The 23,819-nt window shown below is 39.8% G+C and carries 25 protein-coding genes and 1 tRNA gene; 15 read left to right on the top strand and 11 right to left on the bottom strand.

Annotation, left to right across the window (positions count from 1 at the left end):
• Nucleotides 1–240: 240 nt before the first annotated feature.
• Both H729_RS05240 and H729_RS05235 read right to left on the bottom strand, forming a co-directional pair.
• Complete coding sequence (locus H729_RS05240) at nucleotides 241–1,113, bottom strand: coiled-coil protein (protein ID WP_020448962.1); 873 nt, start codon at nucleotides 1,111–1,113, stop codon at nucleotides 241–243.
• Between the two features lie 162 nt (nucleotides 1,114–1,275).
• Nucleotides 1,276–1,626, bottom strand: coding sequence for an ArsR/SmtB family transcription factor (locus H729_RS05235; RefSeq protein WP_020448961.1), 351 nt, complete (start codon nucleotides 1,624–1,626; stop codon nucleotides 1,276–1,278).
• Between the two features lie 104 nt (nucleotides 1,627–1,730).
• Between H729_RS05235 and purB the strand changes: the two genes are divergently transcribed.
• The 4 genes from purB (at nucleotide 1,731) to H729_RS09670 (ending at nucleotide 5,285) form a co-directional block, all read left to right on the top strand.
• A complete protein-coding gene (gene purB, locus H729_RS05230; protein WP_020448960.1) occupies nucleotides 1,731–3,092 on the top strand; it encodes an adenylosuccinate lyase in 1,362 nt (453 codons plus the stop codon).
• A 2-nt stretch (nucleotides 3,093–3,094) separates the two neighbouring features.
• Nucleotides 3,095–3,571, top strand: a complete 477-nt coding sequence (locus H729_RS05225) for a flavodoxin family protein (protein WP_020448959.1) — start codon at nucleotides 3,095–3,097, stop codon at nucleotides 3,569–3,571.
• Between the two features lie 55 nt (nucleotides 3,572–3,626).
• A tRNA-Ala gene (locus H729_RS05220) sits at nucleotides 3,627–3,698 on the top strand.
• A 69-nt stretch (nucleotides 3,699–3,767) separates the two neighbouring features.
• Nucleotides 3,768–5,285 carry a mechanosensitive ion channel family protein gene (locus H729_RS09670; protein WP_172618667.1) on the top strand — a complete coding sequence of 506 codons (1,518 nt, stop codon included), beginning with the start codon at nucleotides 3,768–3,770 and terminating at the stop codon, nucleotides 5,283–5,285.
• Nucleotides 5,286–5,287: 2 nt separating this feature from the next.
• Here the strand turns inward: H729_RS09670 and larE are convergent, their stop codons facing one another.
• Nucleotides 5,288–6,061 carry an ATP-dependent sacrificial sulfur transferase LarE gene (gene larE / locus H729_RS05210; protein ID WP_048134433.1) on the bottom strand — a complete coding sequence of 258 codons (774 nt, stop codon included), beginning with the start codon at nucleotides 6,059–6,061 and terminating at the stop codon, nucleotides 5,288–5,290.
• A 57-nt stretch (nucleotides 6,062–6,118) separates the two neighbouring features.
• Here larE and larB point away from each other — a divergent pair, with 57 nt between their 5' ends.
• From larB to thsA, 6 genes are all read left to right on the top strand, one after another.
• The gene (gene larB / locus H729_RS05205; protein WP_020448956.1) at nucleotides 6,119–6,877 is read left to right on the top strand and encodes a nickel pincer cofactor biosynthesis protein LarB; all 759 of its coding nucleotides are present in this window, start codon (nucleotides 6,119–6,121) and stop codon (nucleotides 6,875–6,877) included.
• Nucleotides 6,864–8,492, top strand: a complete 1,629-nt coding sequence (locus H729_RS05200) for a PHP domain-containing protein (RefSeq protein ID WP_020448955.1) — start codon at nucleotides 6,864–6,866, stop codon at nucleotides 8,490–8,492. The genes larB and H729_RS05200 overlap by 14 nt, the downstream gene beginning before the upstream one ends.
• Nucleotide 8,493: 1 nt before the next feature.
• Nucleotides 8,494–9,390 (top strand): GNAT family N-acetyltransferase, encoded by an 897-nt coding sequence (locus H729_RS05195; RefSeq protein WP_020448954.1) that lies wholly within the window; start codon nucleotides 8,494–8,496, stop codon nucleotides 9,388–9,390.
• A gap of 67 nt (nucleotides 9,391–9,457) precedes the next feature.
• Entirely contained in the window at nucleotides 9,458–10,741 is a 1,284-nt protein-coding gene (locus H729_RS05190) for an Nre family DNA repair protein (RefSeq protein ID WP_020448953.1), read from the top strand.
• The gene (locus H729_RS05185) at nucleotides 10,734–11,507 is read left to right on the top strand and encodes an SPL family radical SAM protein (RefSeq protein WP_048133977.1); all 774 of its coding nucleotides are present in this window, start codon (nucleotides 10,734–10,736) and stop codon (nucleotides 11,505–11,507) included. Before H729_RS05190 ends, H729_RS05185 begins: the two co-directional genes overlap by 8 nt.
• Before the next feature lie 91 nt (nucleotides 11,508–11,598).
• On the top strand, nucleotides 11,599–13,257 hold the full coding sequence (gene thsA / locus H729_RS05180) for a thermosome subunit alpha (protein WP_020448951.1): 1,659 nt from the start codon (nucleotides 11,599–11,601) through the stop codon (nucleotides 13,255–13,257).
• Between the two features lie 151 nt (nucleotides 13,258–13,408).
• Here thsA and H729_RS05175 read toward each other — a convergent pair whose 3' ends face one another.
• Nucleotides 13,409–13,717, bottom strand: a complete 309-nt coding sequence (locus H729_RS05175) for a nucleic acid-binding protein (protein WP_020448950.1) — start codon at nucleotides 13,715–13,717, stop codon at nucleotides 13,409–13,411.
• Nucleotides 13,718–14,020: 303 nt separating this feature from the next.
• Between H729_RS05175 and H729_RS05170 the strand changes: the two genes are divergently transcribed.
• Nucleotides 14,021–14,836, top strand: a complete 816-nt coding sequence (locus tag H729_RS05170; RefSeq protein WP_020448949.1) for a recombinase family protein — start codon at nucleotides 14,021–14,023, stop codon at nucleotides 14,834–14,836.
• The gene (locus tag H729_RS05165; RefSeq protein ID WP_020448948.1) at nucleotides 14,836–15,663 is read left to right on the top strand and encodes a recombinase family protein; all 828 of its coding nucleotides are present in this window, start codon (nucleotides 14,836–14,838) and stop codon (nucleotides 15,661–15,663) included. The genes H729_RS05170 and H729_RS05165 overlap by 1 nt, the downstream gene beginning before the upstream one ends.
• A gap of 65 nt (nucleotides 15,664–15,728) precedes the next feature.
• On the opposite strand, the gene H729_RS05160 is transcribed toward H729_RS05165, so the two are convergent.
• On the bottom strand, nucleotides 15,729–16,283 hold the full coding sequence (locus tag H729_RS05160; RefSeq protein ID WP_020448947.1) for a flavodoxin family protein: 555 nt from the start codon (nucleotides 16,281–16,283) through the stop codon (nucleotides 15,729–15,731).
• Between the two features lie 74 nt (nucleotides 16,284–16,357).
• Nucleotides 16,358–17,002 carry a hypothetical protein gene (locus tag H729_RS09485; RefSeq protein WP_020448946.1) on the bottom strand — a complete coding sequence of 215 codons (645 nt, stop codon included), beginning with the start codon at nucleotides 17,000–17,002 and terminating at the stop codon, nucleotides 16,358–16,360.
• Nucleotides 17,003–17,517: 515 nt separating this feature from the next.
• On the opposite strand from H729_RS09485, the gene H729_RS05150 reads away from it, so the two are divergent.
• Both H729_RS05150 and H729_RS05145 read left to right on the top strand, forming a co-directional pair.
• Nucleotides 17,518–17,796 carry a DUF5615 family PIN-like protein gene (locus tag H729_RS05150; protein ID WP_020448945.1) on the top strand — a complete coding sequence of 93 codons (279 nt, stop codon included), beginning with the start codon at nucleotides 17,518–17,520 and terminating at the stop codon, nucleotides 17,794–17,796.
• A 31-nt stretch (nucleotides 17,797–17,827) separates the two neighbouring features.
• Complete coding sequence (locus H729_RS05145; RefSeq protein WP_020448944.1) at nucleotides 17,828–18,508, top strand: TIGR00266 family protein; 681 nt, start codon at nucleotides 17,828–17,830, stop codon at nucleotides 18,506–18,508.
• A gap of 58 nt (nucleotides 18,509–18,566) precedes the next feature.
• Here H729_RS05145 and H729_RS05140 read toward each other — a convergent pair whose 3' ends face one another.
• Genes H729_RS05140 through H729_RS05130 form a run of 3 tightly spaced genes read right to left on the bottom strand, consistent with a single transcriptional unit; the run spans nucleotide 18,567 to nucleotide 20,448 of the window.
• Complete coding sequence (locus H729_RS05140; protein ID WP_020448943.1) at nucleotides 18,567–18,779, bottom strand: heavy-metal-associated domain-containing protein; 213 nt, start codon at nucleotides 18,777–18,779, stop codon at nucleotides 18,567–18,569.
• A 53-nt stretch (nucleotides 18,780–18,832) separates the two neighbouring features.
• The gene (locus tag H729_RS05135) at nucleotides 18,833–19,528 is read right to left on the bottom strand and encodes a demethylmenaquinone methyltransferase (protein WP_020448942.1); all 696 of its coding nucleotides are present in this window, start codon (nucleotides 19,526–19,528) and stop codon (nucleotides 18,833–18,835) included.
• Entirely contained in the window at nucleotides 19,525–20,448 is a 924-nt protein-coding gene (locus tag H729_RS05130; RefSeq protein WP_020448941.1) for a prenyltransferase, read from the bottom strand. Before H729_RS05130 ends, H729_RS05135 begins: the two co-directional genes overlap by 4 nt.
• Before the next feature lie 145 nt (nucleotides 20,449–20,593).
• On the opposite strand from H729_RS05130, the gene H729_RS05125 reads away from it, so the two are divergent.
• Nucleotides 20,594–21,229 (top strand): metal-dependent transcriptional regulator, encoded by a 636-nt coding sequence (locus tag H729_RS05125; protein WP_048133974.1) that lies wholly within the window; start codon nucleotides 20,594–20,596, stop codon nucleotides 21,227–21,229.
• Nucleotides 21,230–21,344: 115 nt separating this feature from the next.
• Here H729_RS05125 and H729_RS05120 read toward each other — a convergent pair whose 3' ends face one another.
• Nucleotides 21,345–22,256 (bottom strand): 4Fe-4S dicluster domain-containing protein, encoded by a 912-nt coding sequence (locus H729_RS05120; RefSeq protein ID WP_020448939.1) that lies wholly within the window; start codon nucleotides 22,254–22,256, stop codon nucleotides 21,345–21,347.
• Between the two features lie 13 nt (nucleotides 22,257–22,269).
• Nucleotides 22,270–23,688: a cobyrinate a,c-diamide synthase gene (locus H729_RS05115; protein ID WP_020448938.1), complete on the bottom strand. Its 1,419-nt coding sequence runs from the start codon at nucleotides 23,686–23,688 to the stop codon at nucleotides 22,270–22,272.
• Between the last annotated feature and the right edge of the window lie 131 nt (nucleotides 23,689–23,819).

Raw genomic sequence — 23,819 nt, 5'->3', positions numbered from 1 at the left:
AGGGATGGGATGCACTCTGTAGACTAGCTCGTCCTTCCCACCCTAATATTCTCTAAACACTATTTATACTTTCCTTCTATCATGCTAATATATCTAGTCTTCTACATATTTATGCATCATTTGGAGCGTTGAATTAAAAAAATAGATTTGTTTGATCTAGTGTCTCAATAAAAACAAGTTCTAAAAATTTAAACTGTATGCATGGGCAGAACCCATGCAATTAGTTTTAAGGTGGATATTTCAGAGGTATCCTGATTTCTGCAGCGCCATCAGGTCATCGGTACTGAGTTTTTCTCCAGCTTTGAAGCGGTCAAAGATCTTCTCTGCTTCTTCTTTGGCTGAAGCCTCATCATCTTTCTTCTTAGCTTTGCGAGCTTTCTGCCTCATGCCAGCTAAGATCTTGTCGTAATCATGTACCTGACGTATATTTTCAATGTACTTTTTGTGCTCTTCATCAGAGTTGACTTTGTTGGTAATAAAAGCTTCCTGGGCGGCATCTGCTTCTTTTCTCAATGCATCTGCTTGTTCGTACAGGGCGATCATGGCATCATGTTCTGATTGTGCACTTTCTGCATATTCTGATACCTTATGGTGATGCACTTCGGCTTTTTCCTTTGCATCACGCAGTTCTTTCAAAGCATCTTTTATATCGTCATTCTGATCGTAGGCTTTTTCACGCTCTTTAATCTCAGCCTGAAGTTTAGCCATCTGATCAATAAGTTCCTGCTCTTTTCCTTTAGAGAGCACAGATGTCATTTGCTTAAATTCAAGAGACTTCAATTCTTTTTTGAGTTTTTGAACCGAAGGGCCGTTGTTTTTAGGTAAGTTGTCTTTTTTTATTTTTGTAACCTTTTCATTCAAGTCATTGACAACTTTGTTCCAAACATCGCGTTCTTCCTTGGCTTCACGCACTTTAACGTTCAGTTCATCTCTGGACTCACGATGTTTTGCTGCCTGGTCTACAAGCTCCCTAACTTGAGCATTAAGGGAATCTCTCTTCTCGACCCATTCTTTCGTCTTTTCATTCAGTTCATCACGTATCCTGCGGTGTTTCTCCGCTTCAACGTTATGTAATTGACGCTTTTGTTCAAGTTCCTCCAAAAGTTCAGTCATACGTTCCACGCTCAATTCAAGCAAATAAATAGCTTGGCAACGAAGGGGATACTGACACTCGTTTATATTACTTTCTCATAACACCCCTGTCTCACATTACGCTGCCAGATGTGAATTATTATCTTCACACATCTAATTTGTACAGCTAATAAGTAATAAAGCTTACATTGCATTTTTGAGATCTATCTCATGCCATCCGCTTCCAAAGCGGTCAGCTCCTCCTGTTTTTAGGCTGAATTTCACCCGCATATGTCCATTTTCATACAGCAGCTCTGCGCTTTTCAGCATAGAGCTGTAAATTGAAACCCTCTTGCCTTTTTGATTAAGGATCCTTCCAGATTTAACAATCAAACCAGCTTTTTCCAGCTCTTTAATTCTCCTGTAACAGGCTGCAATTGGTATATTGTATTCTTCAGACACCTCCTGTGCACCTTTGGATTTGTATGAAACTGCTGCTAAAATACGCAACGCATATCCATCTGTGAGTAGTCTGCCGGCTTCAAGGACATCCATCTGAGTACCTTCTAGACCTCGATCTATTAATCTTCTTGCCGTATAAGTGCTCTGTATGAGATTTATATAATGCATGTTGCTATGGTGCCTTGGAAAGTGATGTCATGTTAATCTGTCCTTTGGACTACAGATATGGAAGAAATGAGATGAAGTCTGTGTTTTCTGAAGAAAGCAGACTTAGAAGTCAACTTCTTGTTGAGGCAGCTCTGGCTAGGGCACATGCGGCAGTAGGAAACATACCTGCCGAGTCTGCTGATGAAATAACAGCAAAAGCAAATTTAGATCACGTTTCTCTAGAACGCGTGAAAGAGATTGAAGCTGAGACCAAACATGACATTATGGCAATGGTCAAAGCACTCTCTGATCAATGCGGGGATGCTGGAAAGTATGTCCATCTGGGAGCTACTTCCAATGATATTGTCGATACGGCTGCAGCTCTAGAAATAAAAGCTGCTTTGGAAATAATCGAATCCGATCTGGATGAATTTATATGCACATTAGTTAAGCTGTCATATGCACACAGGGATACCGTTGAGATCGGCAGAACACATGGGCAGTTTGCAATACCCACAACATTTGGATTTAAAATTGCAGGCTACGTATCTGAGATGATGAGGCACTATGAACGCCTTCAGGAAATCAAAAAACGTGCCTGTGTGGGAAAAATGTCCGGGGCAATCGGGACAGGAGCCGGGTTTGCAGATAAGTTCTTTGAGATTCAGGAAAGAGTTATGGCAGATCTTGAGCTTGGCATAGAAGATGCTGCAACGCAGATTGTATGCCGCGATAGATATGCTGAACTAGTCTTCTTGTTGGGCCTGATTACTACTTCCTGCGAGAGATATGCTACGGAAGTTAGAAATCTTCAGAGATCTGAAATCGGAGAAGTTTCTGAAGCATTTGATGCCAAAAAGCAAGTGGGATCTTCGACCATGGCTCAAAAAAGAAATCCAATGCTGTCTGAAAACGTCTGTGGACTCGCGAGAATAGTAAGGTCATATATCGCACCTCAGATGGAATCTATGATTCTGTGGCACGAGCGCGATCTGACAAACTCTTCCGCAGAAAGATTCATTCTGACGCATTCCATAACATTAACGGATGATATTCTGAATAAGATAAACAATGTTTTTTCACATATCGAAGTTCACACATACAATATGCAGCGCAACATAGGCTCTTCAAACGGCTTTATAATGGCAGAGTCTGTTTTGTTGACATTGTCATCCAAAGGAATTGGAAGGCAAAATGCGCATGAGCTCGTCAGGCAGATAAGCATTAAAGCCGAGGGTGAAGGAAAATCTCTAAGGGAAGCTTTACTTGAAAGTGATGAAGTAATGACACTGGTAACAGAATCAGAACTAGACGCCGCCCTTGATCCAAACAGCTATGTCGGCTCAGCACCTCAGATGGTTGACAGAATAGTCGCAGATGCAGAAAAACTTCTTGGAAAAAGGATCGTTTAATCGTGAAGTCTGTGATTATTTTTGACAGTGTTTATGGATGTACAAAACAGGTAGCGGAAGCACTTGCAGATGAATTAAATAGAAATGGTTGTGAAGCATTGCTCTGCAGTCTAAAAGATTCAAAACCGGAATCAGTCGACTGCGACTACCTGTTTCTAGGATCTCCAACGCGTTTTGGTAAGCCTACCAGAAGGATGAGAAAATTTCTGGATACATTTGATTTAAGTAATTTTTCGGGAACTGCAATAGCATTTGATACGATCATGCAGATACCAGAAAATGACAGCAATCGGGAAAAGATGAAGGCGAAGTATATTGACGATGGTTCTGCACCTACTATCAAGTCTGCTTTGACACAAAAAGGAATACATGTGTCAGATAAAGTCCTCAGAGTTGAGGTATCTGGATTAAAAGGCCCTCTTGTTGATAATGCGTTAGATGCTGCAAAAGAGTTCGTCAATGAATTAATCTCTCATTAATCCTGCAATATGCAAGCAAAGAGATATAAACAAAACAATCTTACAGGAACTGAAAGGGCTGATAGATCAGGGGTAGATCGCGACATTCGCAATGTCGAGGCCGCGGGTTCAAATCCCGCTCAGTCCACTTTTAATTTTTTACCTGCTGATTCAGATTTCAGGTACTTTTTTAAATATAGACGATATGTATGCATTAGTGTCTAAGAGATTTCCCATTTTGGTAATATCAATATTGTTGGCGCTCATCTTCATACCATCAGTATCTGGCGAAACTACGATACATGGTTTTGGAGACTCAGAAGTAGATATTACTGCTGGAGACTCTTGTGCTTTTGAGTGGGGAATTTGGAATCAAGACGACACTATGTATCTGGTAGAAGTCAAAGCTGAATTGAGTGACAGTTCTGTCGGATCTCTGCAGTATGTTCAGAATTACACACTTGAAAGCGGTTCAGATGAAATAATCAGAATTGAAGTGAATACGTACGAAGGGGCCAGCACCAAAGATGTAACGTTGAATGTGCAGTTCATAGTGCAGGATTTATCACAGCCAGGAGTGGAACATACTCACGAGTCTCAGGCTACAATCCACATCTCATCCATATTTTCGTCCGTAGGAAATAAAATATTTGGCTGGGAAAATACTCTCCCTGCTCCATTCAATAGCCTGATATGGACATTTATCATTACATTAATTATCTGGGTTCTAATCGGATTGGTGGTTTATTTCATTATAGACCCGTTTGTGGAAAGATTCATACTCAGAACTAAGACTAAGTATGATAATACAATTTATGACGTCACCAGAGTTCCGATCCTGATCACGATCCTGTTGTATGGGCTTGTGAGTTCTGTGGATATTTTAAGCATATCCAACAACGACCACATTCTGATGCATAAGAGTGTAATCATCATTCTGACTGTGATATACACCCTTGTGGCTTATCGTATATTCGACAGAGTTTTCATAAATTTTCTGCGTGCCTGGTCTAATAAAGTAGGATCCAATCTTGGATCTGCCATTATTCCAATACTGCATTTTCTCGGCATGATTCTAATTCCGGTTGCCGGCATTACGTTTTTACTCAATGCTCTGGGAATCAACGTAGCACTATTGGTTGCCGGTGTCGGAGTTGGTGCATCAATCGTTACACTAGCGGCAAAAGACGTTTTCAGCAGCTTCTTTGCAGGTCTGCAGGTTATGCTTGACAGGCCGTTTAAAATTGGCGACAGAGTTATGCTGGATAGCGGAGAGATATGTGAAGTAAAAAAAATCGGTATACGCTCAACTCAGTTATACGATTTAATCAATCACGATATTGTAATCATCCCCAACACTATGATCGCTGCGGACAAGATTACAAACTATTCTGAACCAGATAACCACAGAGCTCTTTACACTTCAATAGGTGTGGCATACGGGTCTGATGTTAAGAAAGTGGAATCCATTCTGCTGGATATCGCAAATAATCATCCAGACATTGTACACAATAACAAAGCACAAGCACCATATGTAAGGTTCGCTAATTTTGGATCAAGTTCTCTTGATTTTTCAATTTGGTATTACGTAAACGACATTAAAAAAATGTGGAGGGTAAATTCTGAAATCAAAACACAGATTAATAAACGATTTAATGAAGAAGGTATAGAGATACCCTTTACTCAAAACGTCATTACATTCAACAACCCGATGGAGGAGAAAGGAGCGGACTAAACTTAGTCCATGCTTCCTGCCCTATATCCTTCCAGATCTAAACATATGTATTTGAATCCTAATTTTTTAAACTCGCTGCATATGTAACCACGATTAGCAGTTACTTTCTCCAGCAGTTCGCAAGGAACCTCTATTCTGGCGAGATTCTTGTGGCATCTCACTCTCAGATTAATAATTCCCAATGAAAACAAAATTTCTTCTGCTTTTTCAACAGCTAGCAATTTTTCTTCATTAACCTCTTCTTCAAAAGGTATTCTGGTCATTAAACATGTGCCGGATACGGAATCTGCGGTTGGAAGTTTAGCTTCAGCAGACATCTGCCTAATCTCACTCTTCATCAGTCCAGCATCTTTCAGCGGTGACAATATCCCCAGTTCCTCTATGGCTTTCATACCCGGTCTCAACGACGGATCGTCATCGGCGATGCTGCCTTCAGCCACACAATTTAAGTTAAGGCTTTCAGCGACTTTTTTGATTTCAGACATCATTGATTTTTTACATATGTAGCATCTGTCATGAGGATTCATTTTTAATTTGCTATCCAGTACGGATATTTCTATTACATTTGCTCCGATAATCTCAGCAGTATCTCTTGCAGACTGTATCGATCGGGTGCTGTTTATCGGAGACGTGTTTAAAACTCCGACAGCATTTTTTCCAAGAATCTTTTGAGCTTCATATAATAAAAATGTACTGTCAACACCCCCTGAGTATGCAACAGCTACACTTTTCATCTGCTTAAGCATGGATTCTAGTTTGTTTAACTTTTCATTCATTCCAACATGCATGGTTACCCACGATTTTAAAATGTTGATTTGCTTTTTAGCATCCTGATGAATGTAAAGAAAGTTTTGGAGGAGTATAAAGAGGGAAACCTCTCTGCAGATGAAGCTGAAAAGCAGTTGCGGTTAGATTACATTCAGACAATTGAAAATCATACTTTATTTGATAAGAGTCGCTTTAACCGGAAGGGAATTCCAGAGATAGTATTTGGTGAAGGTAAATCACCGGTGAAGACAGCTGAAATAGCCTGCAGAGCTGAAAGCGACATTGTGCTCATTTCCAGAGCGTCTCCCGAACATTATTCTGCAGTACATGATAGAATTCCAGAAGCCAGATATGCAGAAGATGCAAAAATGATAATTATTGGAGAGTTTCCGGAACCGACAGGTCTGATCGGAATACTGGCAGCCGGTACTTCAGATATCCAGTATGCGGAGGAGGCAAGAATTGTGGCAGCCGCAATGGGTGTCAGGTCGATAACATCATATGATGTTGGGATAGCTGCTTTCCATCGTTTTCTGGACCCTCTCAAAAATATGCTGGATGAGAATGTTGATGCTATTATTGTTGCAGCTGGCATGGAGGGAGCTCTTGCTTCTGTAGTTTCTTCATTTTCCAATGTTCCTGTGATAGGACTTCCCACTGCAGTAGGCTATGGGTTTGGTGGAGAAGGCGAAACTGCATTAAGATCTATGCTGCAATCATGCTCCTTAGGTATCGCTGCAGTTAACATAGGGAATGGAGTAGGAGCTGGAGCTTTTGCTGCAATGATAAGCCTGAGATGCAGAAGGCCACATGATGAACTCTGAAAATTGTGCAATATCTGATTGTTTTAAGGATCTAGCTATTGCCATGGAAATACAGGGTGAACAATGGCGTTCATCTTCATATCTGAATGCTTCAGAAGAAATTCTGAATTTAAATGAGAATCTGTCTAAAATTTATACTTCTGGCAGAGTGCGGGAGATTAAGGGAATCGGACCGTCAATAGAATCAAAAATTGCAGAATATCTTGAAACTGGAGGAATAGCTGCATTAAATGATGTGAGAGGTATTCTTCCAGATGATATGGAAGTTTTTAGAAGACTTCCACTGAGTCTGAGAGAGATAGCCGATGTCTGCATATTTGCAGATGTCCATTCCGCGGCTGATCTGCTTTTAGCAGTTGATGAGGGAGTGATCCGCAACATTCCTGCCTTAGGTACTGCTGTGGAATCAAAACTGCGTGAATTTATTGCATGGCTTGGAGAACAGTCAGCTGAGCTTCCATACTGTGTGGTAAATGCTTCAGCTGAAAATGTTTTGAAATATGTATCTGAAGATGCCTGGACAATAAAAGCAGAAGCCGCTGGAGTTTTTAGACGAAAAGATGAAATTGCGACAGCATTCACAATACTCGTTTCCTCATCAGCAGACCGGGCCGTACCATTATTCGCAATGTGTCCTGAAATTCAGGAACTGACACATGCCAATAAACAGACCGCTACAGGAAAAACGGTCTCCGGTGCGGCAGCGATGCTGAAGTCTATGAGCCCAGAACAGATACCATTTGAGCAATTGAGAATTACCGGCCCCGCTGAACACATAACTTATCTGGAAAAGAGGGCCGCGAGCCTTGGCCTCACATTATCTCCAGAGTCTATGCGCGACGTTCATACCGAAGCTGAGATATATTCCTGCCTGGGTATGGATTACATACCGCCGGAGTTCCGGTCCGGGGGAGAACCAAACATATCCGTCCGCGGTGATCTCCGGGTACGATCCATCTCTGCGGATGGATCCATGAATTTGAATGAAATAGTTTCTCAAGCAGAATATATAGGATACGAGTATGTCTGTATCGTAGACAGGCTATGCAGCCGTGTAACACCAGATCATATTCGTGAACGAAATGAATTAATCAATCAGTTAGACTGTTCAATTGATGTTCTGAAGGGTATTGAAGTCGATATACTAAACGACGGCACTTTATCCGCCCCGGACGATCTTTTTGATTCTTCAGATTTAGTGGTAGCTTCAATAAATTCACATCTTGACTGCTCTGAAGATCTGATGACCAGTCGTATCTCTAAGGCATTAATGGATCCGCGGGTAGACGTCTGGGGACATCCATTGAATCGTCTGATTGGAATCAGAGACTCTTTGCCATTGGATTATCCTCACTTGTTTGGATTAGCTTCTGAAAATGGTGTTGCTTTAGAGATAAATACGTCTCCATATCGATCCGATCTTGACTATTCTACAATTTGCAAAGTTTATGAACAAGATGTTATCTATTCTATAGGTACAGACGCAATCCTTCCGCACCAGCTGAATAGAATCAGTCTGGGAAAGATTGCAGCTGAAAAATCGAGATTAGATAACGGGAGGTTGTTGAATACTCTTACCTCGTCTGAAATTCGGGACAAAGCGTGGAGAGACTGAAATGACCAGTATCAGAGTGATGGATCAGAGGGATATTGGTCAAGTTCAAGATGTAGGCCAAATTGCATGGTCAGATATGGCAACTAAGGATGCAGGACGTAAAATAGTATATCCAAAACGTTCAGATATATTAATCAGCATGTATCTTAAAAATGATCCAGAAGGATGCATTGTGGCAGAAGACAATGGAAAAGTTGTCGGATCTGCTTTCTGCCACAAATGGGGAGATGTCGGGTGGATTGGACCTTTAGAAGTACTTCCTGAGTATCAGAACAAAAAAATTGGAAAGGCATTGCTGAGTGCTTGCTGGACATACTTATCATCAGGAAGCATATGTGGTTTAGAAACATCTCCGAAAAGTGAGAAAAATATGCACTTTTACACATCTTCCGGATATTCTGTAGGCACATCCATTCTTGTTGCTGAAAAATTAGTATCCAAGGATGCAGACTACCGGGCTGCTGAATTAAAATCTTCCCGCGATTTTGATATTTCTGAATTATGCAATAAAGTCTGCCCCGGTCTAGATCTATCCGCTGAGGTAGAATCTGCACTATCCGGTTTAGGTAATGTATACGTCACTGAGAATGGTTTTGCCATACTTCATACATTCAGCAGGGGAAATGACATAAAATATGCATCTGTTAAAGCTCTCATACTGGATCCAGATTGTAAAAAGCCATCTCAGGAATTGTTTAATCTCCTGTCTGCATGCGAAGCAAAAACACGCGACCTTGGGAGAGACAGTTTGATGATGCGGTTCTCACTGGAGCACCGTGAGCTGGCATCAATCCTGCCATCTTTGGACTATTCATATAAAGCAGTTAATGTCAGAATGACCTGCAAGGGGGATTTTTCGGAGAACGGTGATTACCAGATAATTTCCTGGGCCGGTTGATCACCGATATCCCCCTTCAACATCAATGGGATAAGGTATATATGTTTATGAATTAGTAGTGAAAAGGATGTCTGCAACATTTGACGTAGGGGGATTTAACAAATATGCGGAAGATGTGGATATGATTCCGCCAGGCTCTCCCTGTGCCATATGCAAGGGATCTAAAAATCTCTGCGGGAAAGACAGATGTCCATTAATGATCAAGTTTTATTCCAGAGCTAAAGCTAAAAATTTAATCAACTCTCTAGATATTGAAGGAATGTCGCCTCCAAGCATATTTGTCGGGAGATATGGATATCCAAAGGTTGACATTGGGCCGTTAGTGCCGCCGATGATGGGTGATACATCTATAATGGACACTCCTGAACTGTGGGTTGGAAAAAGTATTGAAGAATTTGTAGATTTTCGTTTTTCGCTTATCCGGGGAAAGCATAGAATTGATGCAGTTGATTTTCATAAAGCTGGAAAAATTATCGATCAAACAAGAGATCTGGCTTTGTCAGAGAATCCGTTGGAAGTGGAAGCAGCCTTTCAGAAAAGGCCCGTTGGAAGGCTGGTGCTGGATGATGAAGTGCAGCCCTTTGGACCATCAGCAAGACTGAAGACTCTGGATGTAGGGAACACTAGGTATGAGCAGCATGTTGAAAAGGCATTCTACGATACAGATCTGAAGGCGACAGAGGCCGTCAGATCTCTGTACAGCGATGGAGTATTGGTCTCTAAAATTCAAAAAGCATTCTCAGTCGGAGCTTTTGGAATTGATAAAAATAGAAAATTCGTTCCAACAAGATGGTCCATAACAGCGGTTGATGATATCCTTGGAAAATCTCTTCTTTCGACTACAAAATATAATCCAGTAATTGAGGACTGGAGAGTATATGATTGGTACCAGCTGGATAATAGATGGAGCATTCTTCTTATGCCGGTTTCATGGAGATATGAACTGATTGAAGCGTGGTTCCCAAATACAGTATGGAATCCCCTTGGAAGAGATGTAGAAATCATAAGTTCTTATGAATTTTACAATGGCAGAAAGAAATATGCGGAGATAGGCGGCTGTTATTATGCTGCAAGGTTTGCTGTCAATGAACTTCTGCAAAGCGAAGGCAGACAGGCTGGAGCCGTGATCTTCCGAGAAGCACATCCAGGGTATATTATGCCGGTTGGTGTCTGGAATGTCAGAGAAAACGTGAGGGCGGCATTGAAAACAGATCCACATAGATTTGAAACACTCAACGATGCATTAAACCATGTCGGGTCCAAGATGAGCATTCCCGTAAATCAGTGGATTGCAAACTCTGGGATTCTAAAAGATATGTTTACGCAAAGAAGACTTGATGATTATGTCTAATCTTGATGATTTTATACCTGGTCCAAAAATAAAGTATCAGGCTTGTTCTTGTGCACTTTCTCCATCTCGCCTTCCTGACCTGAATTATGCACTCAATCCATACATCGGATGTTCTCATAATTGTGCATACTGTTATGCTCCAGACATTTTGAAAATAGATCGGAATGTATGGAATGATGTAAAAGTTAAATCTGGAATCTCAAAAATGTTATCTAAGGAATTAAAAACTAAACGTGGAATAATCGGGTTAGGCACAGTGACGGATCCATATCAGCCGATAGAATCCGTGGTCTGCAATACAAAACAATGTCTTTTGGAAATTTCAAAAGAGGATCTTCCAGTGAGCTTGCTAACGAAGTCTGACCTTGCATTACGCGATCTTAAAATTTATTCTGATCTTACGCGTGTCGAGATCGGCTTCAGCATTGCCACTGACGATGAGCATTCTAAATTTTTTGAAAAGAATGTACCTTTGCCTTCCAAAAGACTGGCGGCTGCTAAGGAATTTGCTGATGTTGGATTAGATGTTTACGTTCTCATTGGACCTGTAATAAATGGAATTACTGATAAATCAGACAATCTGATAAGCGACATTGTTGATTCTGGGATAAAACGTGTAATGATCGATAAGCTGAATCTGAGGACTGGCTTATCCGAGACTTTGGAAAGAATCCTGCCAGGTTCTTCAGTTAATTCAGATAAAGCATCTAACCTTATAAAATTCAGATGTAAGTCTGCAGGAATAAAAGTAGAGGATGTATTTTGATACGTTGTGCCAGAATGAAAAATAATCTTATCTAATAGAGAAAGGTATATATAGAAGCTTTAAACTACTCCTTCTTAATAGGAGGCCCATTATGGGATATTCTTTAGGACAAGGTCAACCAATCATCGTGCTCAAAGAAGGTACAGAGCGCACAAAAAAAAGAGAAGCTCAAAGTAATAATATCGCCGCTGCACGCGCAATTGCCGATGCAGTAAGGACTACATTGGGTCCAAAGGGAATGGACAAAATGCTTGTTGATTCTCTTGGAGATGTAGTAATCACGAACGATGGTGTAACAATCCTCAAAGAGATTGATGTACAACATCCAGCTGCTAAAATGATCGTAGAAGTAGCAAAAACTCAAGATGCTGAATGTGGAGATGGCACAACAACATCCGTAGTGGTTGCTGGAGAGTTACTTAAAAAAGCCGAGGCTTTGATTGAACAGAATGTGCATCCTACAATTATTGCCAACGGATACAGATTAGCTGCAACAGAAGCTGTAAAGATACTCGAAAAAATAGCATTTAACGCAAACAGCGATGAGATTTTGAAGAAAGTATCCAAGACAGCAATGATCGGAAAATCCGTTGGGGATTCTCGCGATTACCTTGCAGATCTTTGCGTTGATGCAGTAAAGTCTGTTGTTGAAAAGAGAGGAAACGATTCTATCGTAAACATCGACAACATCAAAGTGGAGACAAAGACTGGAGGATCAATCAAAGATACCGAACTCATAAACGGTCTTGCAATTGACAAAGAAAAAGTCCACCCACGCATGCCGAAATCTGTATCTAACGCTAAGATTGCAATAATTTCCTCACCATTTGAAATAAAGAAGACTGAGGTAGAAGCAAAGATCCAGATACGCGATCCAGCATCCATGCAGGCTTTCCTCGATGAAGAAGAGAGGACCCTTAAAGACATGGTTGAGAAAGTAAAGTCAGCCGGTGCAAACGTTGTATTCTGCCAGAAAGGAATGGATGACTTAGTCCAGCACTACATGGCTAAATCTGGAATATATGCTTGCCGCAGACTCAAGGAATCCGATATGGATAAAATCGCTAAAGCCACTGGCGGAAACGTAGTAGGCAATATCGATTCATTAACAAAGGCCGATCTAGGTACTGCAAGTCTCGTTGAAGAGAAGAAAATCGGCGAGGAAAACATGACCTTTATCACAGGCTGCAAAAATCCAAAAGCTGTCAGCGTCATTGTACGCGGTGGTACAGAACACGTAGTTGCTGAAGTTGAACGTGCACTGCACGATGCACTGCGTGTAATTGGTGTAGCCATTGAAGATGGAAAAGTCGTAGCCGGTGGCGGAGCTCCAGAAATCGAAATGTCCATGAAACTGGCAGCATACGCATCAAGCGTAGGCGGAAGAGAACAGCTTGCAATCGAAGCATTTGCTGAAGCTCTTGAAGTCATACCATGGGCCTTGTCTGAAAATGCAGGATTAGATCCTATTGATCTTGTAATCCAGTTAAAGACAGCTCACGAAAAGAAAACAAAGACTGCATCCTACATGGGTATTGACCTTGATGAAGGAAAAGTCGTAAACATGTACGACCTTAACATCTTAGAACCTCTGAGAGTAAAAACACAGATCATAGAGTCTGCAACAGAAGTAGCAGCAATGATCCTCAGGATTGATGATGTTATCGCATCCAAACAGGGTCCAGCTCCTGGTGGAGCACCTGGCGGAATGCCCCCAGGAATGGGTGGAATGCCTCCAGGAATGATGTAAGCTTCTTCACTTACATCTCTTAAACCCCTTCCTTTTAACATTTTTTTAGAATTGATATTTTGACAGTAAAAACGTTGTTAAAAATATGCTGGCTAGTTTGTAAAATTTGATTTAATAAAACAAAGGTATGATGTGCGGAAAAGCCGCACATTCAAAGTTTTTCGATAGTGCCAACTCTTCCTTTGGAGACGTCAGTACCATAATCTGTTTGTTTCACATAGCAGCTTGTAAGTTTTAATTCATCTCCAACTTCTATGCTCATGCTTTCAACTAAATTTACATCTTCGTCCCATAGTGTGATACGGCAGTTGCCAGAATCATCTTCAACTCCAATATTCCTGACTTTTCCCTCTCCACCGGTTCTTTTATTAAACATCTTGGTATCAAATATCTTTGTTACCTTTACAGTAGCTGAAACTTCCTCTTTATCGCCAAATTCTGAAATCTTTTTTTCTGACATATTAACACCTCTTGATTCAACTAACCTACGTAAAGTATTATCGTCGATAAGCCCGCCGAATTCTTCCTTTAAACGTAACAACTCTGAATCAAGTTCTTGTTGCATTTTACTCTAACATATGCTTTACATTCTTGAATCTTGCCATTAGATTGTATTCTAATTGGATTATTAGTCCTTGATTATTCGTGTTTGAATATTTATATGATCTGTGTTTTAAAGAATCTATCGTCTGCATTACTCTCAAAATCTTTGGCCATATCCTGATTAAAAGCTTAAATTGTGGTTTGTTGTTTACATTATGGGATGCGAGCAGCCGTATACGCCAGGGTTTCTACAGAGGACCAAGCAAGGGATGGATTCAGCATAGCTGCTCAGCTCAAACGATTAAGGGCATATTGTAAAGCTAAAGGCTGGGAAATTGCCGATGAATATGTAGATGATGGTTTTTCAGGCAGAGACATTTCGAGGCCTATGTATAAAAAAATGATGCATGAATCTGACTCATGGGATGTCTTATTAGTCCTTAAAATGGACCGTATTCATAGAAACTCTCAGAATTTTACCAACATGATGAATGAGCTAGCCTCGAAGGGAAAGCAGTTCAGTTCAATGCAGGAGAAATTCGATACAACATCTGCAATGGGACGATTTGTGATGGATATCATACAAAGAATTGCCCAGTTAGAATCAGAGCAGATAGGTGAAAGAGTAAAAATTGGAATGGCTCAAAAAGCAAAAAATGGGGATGGATATCTAGGTTCTGGAGAACCGTATGGATATGAGTTTAAAGATCCCGGATTAAAAATAAATCCATCTGAAGCTGGAATAGTATCCTACATATTCAATGCATACATTTCAGGAAACAGTTTAAACGATATTGCTGACAATCTTAATTCAAAAGGCATTCCCTCCAAAAAAGGTACAACCTGGAAAAAACAAACAATCGGCAAGATCTTGAGAAATCCACTTTATTGCGGATTTGCATCATGGGATGGGTATCTTATCAAACTTGATGATATCGAAATAATATCCATATCAATCTTTAATTTAGTTCAAAAAATGATGGAAGAACGGCGTAGGAATGCATCAGGTTCATCACACATCTTGATTGGGGGATAATGGTGACAAGAGCTGCACTATACATCAGAGTATCTACAGAAGAACAGGCGGAAGAGGGATACTCGCTTGAAGCTCAGCAAGAACGCTTAACTGCATACTGTGAAGCTCAAGGATGGGATGTTGTAGATGTGTATGCCGACAGGGGATATAGCGGCAGAAAGATTGGTTCAAGAGCGGAATATAAACGAATGATCGATGAAAAGGACAGATGGGATACAATTCTTGTCCTTAAAATGGACCGTATTCACAGAAATTCTAGAAATTTTATAGAAATGATGGATAACCTTGAGAAATGGGGTAAAAAATTCACATCAATGCAGGAAGAACTTGATACATCCAGCGCAATAGGGAGATTTGTAGTGGATATGATTCAGAGGATCGCCCAGCTGGAGTCTGAACAGATTGGTGAAAGAACCTATGTGGGTATGGAGCAGAAAGCCTCAATGGGAGGCATGATGGGTTTCAATCCACCCTATGGATACAGATTAGAAAATTCGGAATTAATCATTGAAGAACGGGAAGCAGAGATTATCAGGCGTATCTATCTGGATTATCTCCAAGGAAATAGTATGGCATTAATAGCAGATTCTTTAAATTCCGAATCAGTATTTACAAAAAACGGCAATCTTTGGACCAAGTGGTCAATAAGCAGGATACTTCATAATCCAATATATGCTGGATACAGGCGCTGGGATACTTTGCAAATAAAGTCAGACCATGCTCCAATTATATCCTTAGAAGTTTTCAATAACGTTCAGATCCTGGCATCAAACAATACGAAAGATCCATCCAAACGAAAAACAAAAGTGCTTGACGATCTAAATTGAGATTTTAATATGATAAAAAATAGTAATGAGAGCATATGCTTAACGCACATGCTCATGTATTAATTTTAGAGAAGTTTATCTGCGGCAGATTTCACTTTAGAAATAAACTCTTTATTCTCGGCAGCAGCGTTTGCATCATTTCCATTTACAAACACAAGCTTGTCTATCACATTGAGTTTAAAATAGCCGCTTAACGTTTCTGCAAGCCATTCAGTTTCACCTTTGAATGCATTTTCATCCGGTGCTCCCTGTGTGCTTATAACTATCGCTTTTTTACCTGCAGGAAGGGCGCATGAAAAGTCCGGTTTCACCAAGCAATACATACGGTCAATCAATGCTCTAAACTGTGAGTTATACTTATGGAAGTATATGGGAGCTGCTAAAACTACTGCATCTGCATTAAAAATGGCCTCGATAATTTTTGTAATATCATCATTTTTGACGCATTTTCCCTTAGACTTGCAGTACATACAGCCACTACAGCCTTCAATCTTCATACCAGCCATTTCAAAAAGTTCTGTTTCTGCACCTTTTGATGCAAGTTCATCCAAGGCAGCTTTTACAATTGTCGAAGAATTGCTTTTAGGCCTTGGGCTACCAGATACACCAACGACTTTCATAAAAAAACTAAACGAATTATGTATAATTATAGTTATGGTAGGATGAGATAAAAATCACCCTACCTTAAATTTGTTTATTTTTTAGCCCTTTTAGCTGTGCTTCTTTTCGAGGAAGCTGGTTTTTTCTTTTCTGCAACTTTTTTGGTAGTTGTTTTGCTAGCTGCGGGTTTTTTATCTTTGGTAGCAGCTTTAGCAGGTGATTTTACGCTCTTTGTTGCAGCAGCCTTTGGTGCTGGTTTAGCCGTTTTAACGGTTTTAGCCGGTTTAGCCTGTTTTGAAGGCTTTGTTGCAGCAGCCTTTGGTGCTGGTTTAGCTGTTTTAACAGTTTTAGCTGGTTTGTTTGCTGAAACCTTTGCAGGTGCCGATTCTCTAACGCCTTTTCTGTATACTGGGACTTGTCCCATGTATTCAACGACTTCGTTGAGACTGTCTGCGATATTCTTTCCTTTCTCTGTGAGTTCTACATTGTGGCCAGGCCTTCCTGGGCGCGGATGATCTTCCTGCATGGATTGGTTAATTTCGATTATTCCCATGTCTTCCATCCAAATTAGTATCTTTTTCACAGAATTGTAGTTTGCCGATACTGTATGTTTCACGCCGCTGAGTGTGAGTAATGATTCTCCCTTCATCTCTCTGTCTCTCAGCATTAGAAGAATGCCTGCGGCATACGGCTCATCTAGTATCGATGCTCTTTTTTCTTTTTGATCAATAAATGGCATACATATTAATTAATCATCATAATATATAGATATATCGCCGATAATGCCCTGTGTAAATAAATTTTGCATACTTGAGCACGCTATTTTTCCTCATGAGTTTCAATTATGTTAAGGTTTAAGCACATTTTATTCTCATATCTAAGCAAGCAAAATTTTAAAATCAACACGAGAACCATTACTCAAAACACATACTCATTATTGATAAATTATATATGAAATGTGTTTTGATGCCCTATCAAAAACCGCACGCTCAAGTTATATGTTTGTTTATAAACGATATCTTATGCCTAATTGAATTAAATTACACTCGAGTATTGTGTGGATTTTTAGATGATTGTGACAATCTCTATCGATATCAAGAAATAATTCATTAAATGACTCTTGAAAATACACTCACCACGTGCATAAAATTTTAATCGTATTGATTCTACATTTAACCCGGTGGGTATTACAATATTATGTTTCTTGTTGATTTATCATGAAAATCTTTTTGAATGTGACTGTCATGTTCATTTATGAAACTGTTTCTTGATGAACATTTTACAGGGTCTAAAGAGTATTATGAAGCATTAGGCTGGGATGTGACTACAGTTCAAGACGAAGGACTGAAGGGTAAAAAGGACAGGGAGATAGCAGAATACTCTAAAAAGAAAGGTTATCTACTCATCACAAGGGATGAACTCCCATACAATATTTCAAAACTGATCGGCGGTAAATGTTTCAGGGTAACTGAAGCAATGATTGCTGAAATGGTAAGTGAAAATATTAAGATGACCTTTGATGAGCTCAAGTGATACTTTATAACTAATATCTCAATTACACAGTATGAATTATAAGATCATTGGAGATAATCTTCAAATCGCAGAAATTGAGCTTGAAGCAGGTGAAACAGTTTACTCTGAATCAGGCACCATGAAGTATATGAGTGAAAACATTACCATGGAAACAAATACCAAAGGCGGTCTTTTAAAAGGTCTGAAAAGAACATTTTCTGGAGATACACTTTTCATCACAAATTTTAAGTCAGAAGGCAAAAAAGGAATTGTAGCATTTGGTGGAACATTTCCTGGTAAAATTATACCTCTTGACATGCAAGGCAGGTCGTTCATCTGTCAGGGATCATCATTCCTTTGCGCTCAGGACGGAATTGATCTAGATCTATCCGTACAGAAAAAACTAGGTTCAGCGGTTTTTGGTGGAGAAGGTTTCTTGCTGCAAAAGATATCGGGAAATGGAACTGCATTCATCGCTGCTTGCGGAGATGTTGCTGAGTTTGATTTACAGCCAGGAGAGGTCCTAAAAGTATCAACTTCGAATGCTGTATTGTGGGAAGATTCAGTGCAGTATGAAATTCAGAGGATCAAAGGAATAAAAAACATGTTGTTTGGCGGCGAGGGAATTTTCGTCACAATTCTGCGCGGTCCTGGAAAAGTAATCGTTCAATCTATGACCCCACGGGATTTAGCATTTGCTATTTATGAATTAATACCGCACAATCAAGGTTAAACAAATCTTCGTATGTGGAGTTATTGACCAGATGATCAATCTCTCCACATCTATCGTTTCAGTCTTTAACTGAAAAACCAGCTTCAGACACGGCCTCTTTTATTTTTTTGACGACTTCTTCTGTAAGATCTCCTTTTACTTTTATCTCTCCTTTAGAAGCATTCGCCTTTACTGCTTTTATGCCGTCAATGGCAGACACTGCTTTTTCAACAGAAGCTTCACAATGGCTGCAGGTCATTCCTGTTACCTGAAATGCTGTACCGCCCATCATATTTTTCTCATGGGACTACAACTATTTTAAAAATCTCTTGAGTTCAAGTGGTATTATTTCTGACCTTTGTGCAGAGCAGCCGAACCCAGCAGGTATGTTTTGTATGAGACATTGGCTAATCCGCATTCCTTAAACAAATCCGCCAGTTCGTCCTTTTTTAAGAATAATTCTGTAGACTCATTCAACCATTCATATTCTTTTTGTTTTCCAGTAATCAGTCCTGCCAATCTGGGCATAATATATCTGAAATATAGTCTGAAAAATGGTTTTATGTATTTTGAATCCGGGTAAGATGCTTCAAGGCAGTACACCCAGCCACCTTTTTTAATCACTCTGGTCATTTCAGATATGACTTTGGAATAATCAGCAACGTTTCTTAAACCAAATGAGATTACAGCGCAGTCGAAGCGATTATCTTCAAAAGGCAGGTCCATTGCATTTCCCTGAATCAGTTCTACATCTTTTATCTCATTTTTACTCATTCTCTCTTTTGCGACAGAGAGCATGTTTTGTGAGAAGTCAAGTCCTATTACTTCATTTGAACTATCTTTTTTGGAAAGCATCACTGTCAGATCGCCGGTGCCGCAGCAAACATCCAGAATGCATTTACCTCTTTGAGATATCTCATCAGCAAGAGAATCTTTCCATCCGCGGTGCAACCCTACGCTAATGATATCATTCATAATGTCATAATTTCCACTGATGCGCTGAAACACACCTTGTACTTTTTCTTCTTTGTCGTCTTTCATAATATGGCACCTAGGATCAGATCTGCTGCAATCATTGCTATGTAATATAAATTTAAACGTGTGTGTATTGATAGAATCGAATTCATGGAGAGTATCCTTGACTCTGGCATAAATCTTCCATTTGACAACCTATTGAATGGCATGATTATCGATCCGATCATCAATGGAATCAGAAAACTTCCATTTCTGAAATATACAACTACTAATGTACAAACAAAAATCGCTGATAGAATTATAAGTGACTTTAACAGTACTGAAGTTTTATCTCTATTCAATATGCAGGGAAGTGTTTTTCTTTTTGCATCATGATCCTTTTCTATATCTGATATGTTGTTTGTCATCATTATCAGACCTATAGAAATGATTGTTGGTATGCAATACACGATCACCATTGGCTCAATCTGAAGTGTAAATACATAATAGGAAGCCAATGGAATTATTCCACCCATTACAAAACCGGAAATGACTTCTCCAACTGGAAGATAAGATAATGGAAATTTACTGAAAGAGTATGATGCTAATACTGCTACTCCAACAGCACCGAATACTACTGGAATCCACCCAGCAATATATATTGCGTAGATTCCAGATACAGCTGCTAGTATAATGAATGCAACCCCAACGTTTCTTGCAGATTTTGGATTCAATTCGTTATATATAATTGAAGCATCGGTCGGGTCATCTGAATTTTCGATAGTATCTGTGCCCTTTACAAAATCTGCATAATCATTCAGAGTATTAACTGCACATTGTAAAAATATTGAAGTAAGAAGTACGGAAAAGAATAGATATTGTGAGAATTGGTGTGTTAATGAAACACTGAGCATCGCCGCTAAGCATACAGGTATGCTGCTAGCTGGCCAAGTGTGGGGAGCTGCAAGCTCAACAATTGCTTTCATTGTTAATTTTTTGTAATGCATTTGATCCCTGTCATTAAAGCATCATCTTAATGAGCGTACACATATTATACAAAGTATTCAAATCTTACATTTTGCAATTTTGTGCATGCAATGTGAATTACATTTGGAGAAAAGTTTCAAGAATGTTTAGAGGTATCGGCTGTATATGACTACCTATAATCGAGAGGACTACTTGATCTACATATTAAGGATCACAGGTGGATCGCAAGTAGCCAAGACTTCTGAAATAGCATCTCGTTTAGGTGTATCTCCTGCAAGTGTCAGTGAAATGCTGGGAAATCTTGCGGATGAAGGCATGGTTGAATATGAAAAATACAAAGGTGTTTCTCTTACTGAGAAGGGGTTTGAATATGCAAAACACCTCAGAGAAAAACATCAGGTTATGGAAAGGTTCCTGGTAGATGTTCTGGATGCAAACGAAGACGTAGCTCATGAAGAAGCATGCAGAACAGAACATGTAATTTCTGATGAATCAGCCGGCAGAATGTGTAAGATTTTAGGCACAAATGAACATTGTGGCTGCGGCTGTTCTATTCAATGTGATGTTCCAGAAAACAGCAGGACTTTAGATAAAGCAGTCATCGGCCGGAGATATATAATCTCTCATTTAAAGGGAGGAAATCCAGATCAAATTAAAAAGCTAATTTCCATGGGTTTTGTTCCAAGCGTTGAGGTGAAACTTGTTGACAGGATGCTTCCAGACGGGCCGCTGGTAGTATATATTGGCGGGGTTCATCTTGCTATAGAAAACACGCTTGCATCTTTCGTGTATACCAGATAATCAATCTGCTGGATGTCCTGTTGGATAACATCACGATTGTTATTCAGCATCCGACATGTTTCCAGCGTTTACATAAAGGTTAGGCAAGGAAGGTTTAACCTTCCTACGATTGCGGTCACTCCATCTTGATTATCTCTTCTTTTTGGTCGAGTAATTTTTTAGATGTAATGATCTTTTCAGCTGTATCGATACCTACGCGGTCGATCGTTTGTCTAAAACGTTCTCCTGTTTTTCCTTCTTTTTTAAAGAATAACATAGAGCTTTCTATGATGTCCATAACTTCAGCTCTTTCAAACAATCTACTTAATTCATACCCCAGATAGCGATGTTTTCCCCACTGGCCGCCTATGAATATCTTATAAAGAGTAGTTTCTCCAGTTACTGCTCCGAATGGACATTTATCAGAACATCTTCCACATTGAACACAGGCTTCTTTATCAATTACAATCATATCTGATTTGACTGCTGCATTCATGGGGCACACAGCTTCAACCTTGCACTTTTTACATGATTTGCAGATCTCAGTATTTACGATGGGAATTCTTTGACCTATTATCCCAATATCGTTTATGTCAGGTTTTACACAATTATTCGGGCAGCCCCCGACTGAAATTTTTATCTTATGTGGAAATAACACATCGGCATATCCTTTGAAAAAGCGTTCATGTGCTTCAGTAGCCATTTCTTGAGTGTCATGAAGGCCATATATGCAGGTAGTACCCTTACAGGACACAATCGGACGGACCCGCCGGCCGGTTCCCCCAACGCTGAGACCTCTTTCTGTTACAAACTGTTTGAACTCTGGAATCTTTTCATAAGGTATCCCGGGAAGCTCTACTGTTTGACGAGTTGTAAACGTGAGATTGCCGTTGCCAAACTTCTCAGCAGCTTCGCATGCAGTTTTAAGCTCCGCAGCCGTGAGAACTCCATTTCCCGTAATAATTCTTCCAGAGAATAACTCAGTGCCGCGGTTAATCAAAAACCCTTGGTTTTTGACTTCTTTAATCTGATCTGCATTGAGAGACATGCCTCTATTAACTTCACTCTTGTTTAAGGTACTTTTCCCTTACGGTTCTGTAATTTATACACGCTTCTAAAAATCGTCTTATCATGTCTGGGCAGGATCTGTAAAATATGTGAGGATATCCAGCAAACACATTATTTTCACAATGTATGCATTCCCAGCTTCCGTCTCCCGATGCCCTTGTAGATATAACATCGCTTCCACAATTGCTGCTGTCCCAGTAGTGAAACTCATGAGCTTTGACGGTTTCGTTTGATTTTAATATCCATGAGTCATTTTTACTCTTAAGATCTACATACCCAAATCTAACAAGTTTTTCTGTTTTATACGATCTGCCGGAGATTATGCCGCACATCGAATGGGACGTTCCAGACGGATCCTCCATTTCGTCATGCAGATACATAAATCCACCGCATTCTGCAATACATGGCATTCCGCCAGATACTGCTTTTTTTATGGACTCGATCATAGAACTATTTCTGCTTAATTCTTCGGCATACAGCTCTGGATATCCGCCATATAATATCACTCCGTCTGAAGCAGGTATACATTCATCATGTATCGGAGAAAAATATTCTATCTGTGCTCCCATATCCTCTAATAACTCAAGATTGTCACGGTACATAAAACAGAAAGCCTCATCCTTTGCGATTGCGATTCTTGGACGGCCTTCCATCTTACGCACTGGCATGTCTTGACATTCAAGAGATGAAGCGCTTTTCGAGATCTCAATAATCTTATCTATGTTGACAGTTTTTTCGAGTACCTCTGCGATTAAATTAAGCTTGTTTTTAATGTCTTTAATATTATCTGGAGTTACAAGCCCCAAGTGTCTGCTTTCGAGTGATATATCTGGAATAGATGGTACATATCCAAGAACATCTATCTTGAGATCATTTTCTATAACATTTTTTATACGTTGGTAAACTTTTTCACTCATCCTATTTAATATAACTCCCTTTATATGACTGTCTTTTTTATACTCTAAAAACCCAAGAATTGTAGCAATTACTGATGTGCTTGCACCTCTCGAGTCTACGATTAAAATCGCTGGAGCATCCAACGTCACTGAAACTTCATATGCAGAAGCTCTGGAAGATGCTGAGCTTATGCCATCATAATATCCCATAACCCCCTCTATGACTGATATATCTGAGTCTTTAGCGGATTTTGTAAACAGATATCTCACGGTATCAGGTTCTGAGAAAAATAAATCCAGATTTGAAGAAGATGTACCTATGGCGTTGGAATGAAACATTGGATCAATATAATCCGGTCCACATTTGAATGAAGACACGCTCATTCCTCTATTTACAAGAGCTTGCAGTATGCCGCAGGTAATTGTGGTTTTCCCACTTCCACTGGATGTAGCACCAAGTAATATTCTTGGAAATTTCGCCTTCTGCGTAATTATCTTCTCATTTGATTGTTTCAAATTATCAGATACATATTGCTGTACGGCTATATAACCTCACTTGATTAATCAGATGGATGTATGCTCTAATCAGTAGAATACTTGTTCCGTTCAACGATCTAGCCAACATAAGGTTAATTGCTTAAAAGCAT

This window comes from Candidatus Methanomassiliicoccus intestinalis Issoire-Mx1 (assembly GCF_000404225.1).
Classification (GTDB): domain Archaea; phylum Thermoplasmatota; class Thermoplasmata; order Methanomassiliicoccales; family Methanomassiliicoccaceae; genus Methanomassiliicoccus_A; species Methanomassiliicoccus_A intestinalis.
Note: the sequence above shows the minus strand (reverse complement) of the source record. Positions and strands in the feature narration are given on the sequence as shown.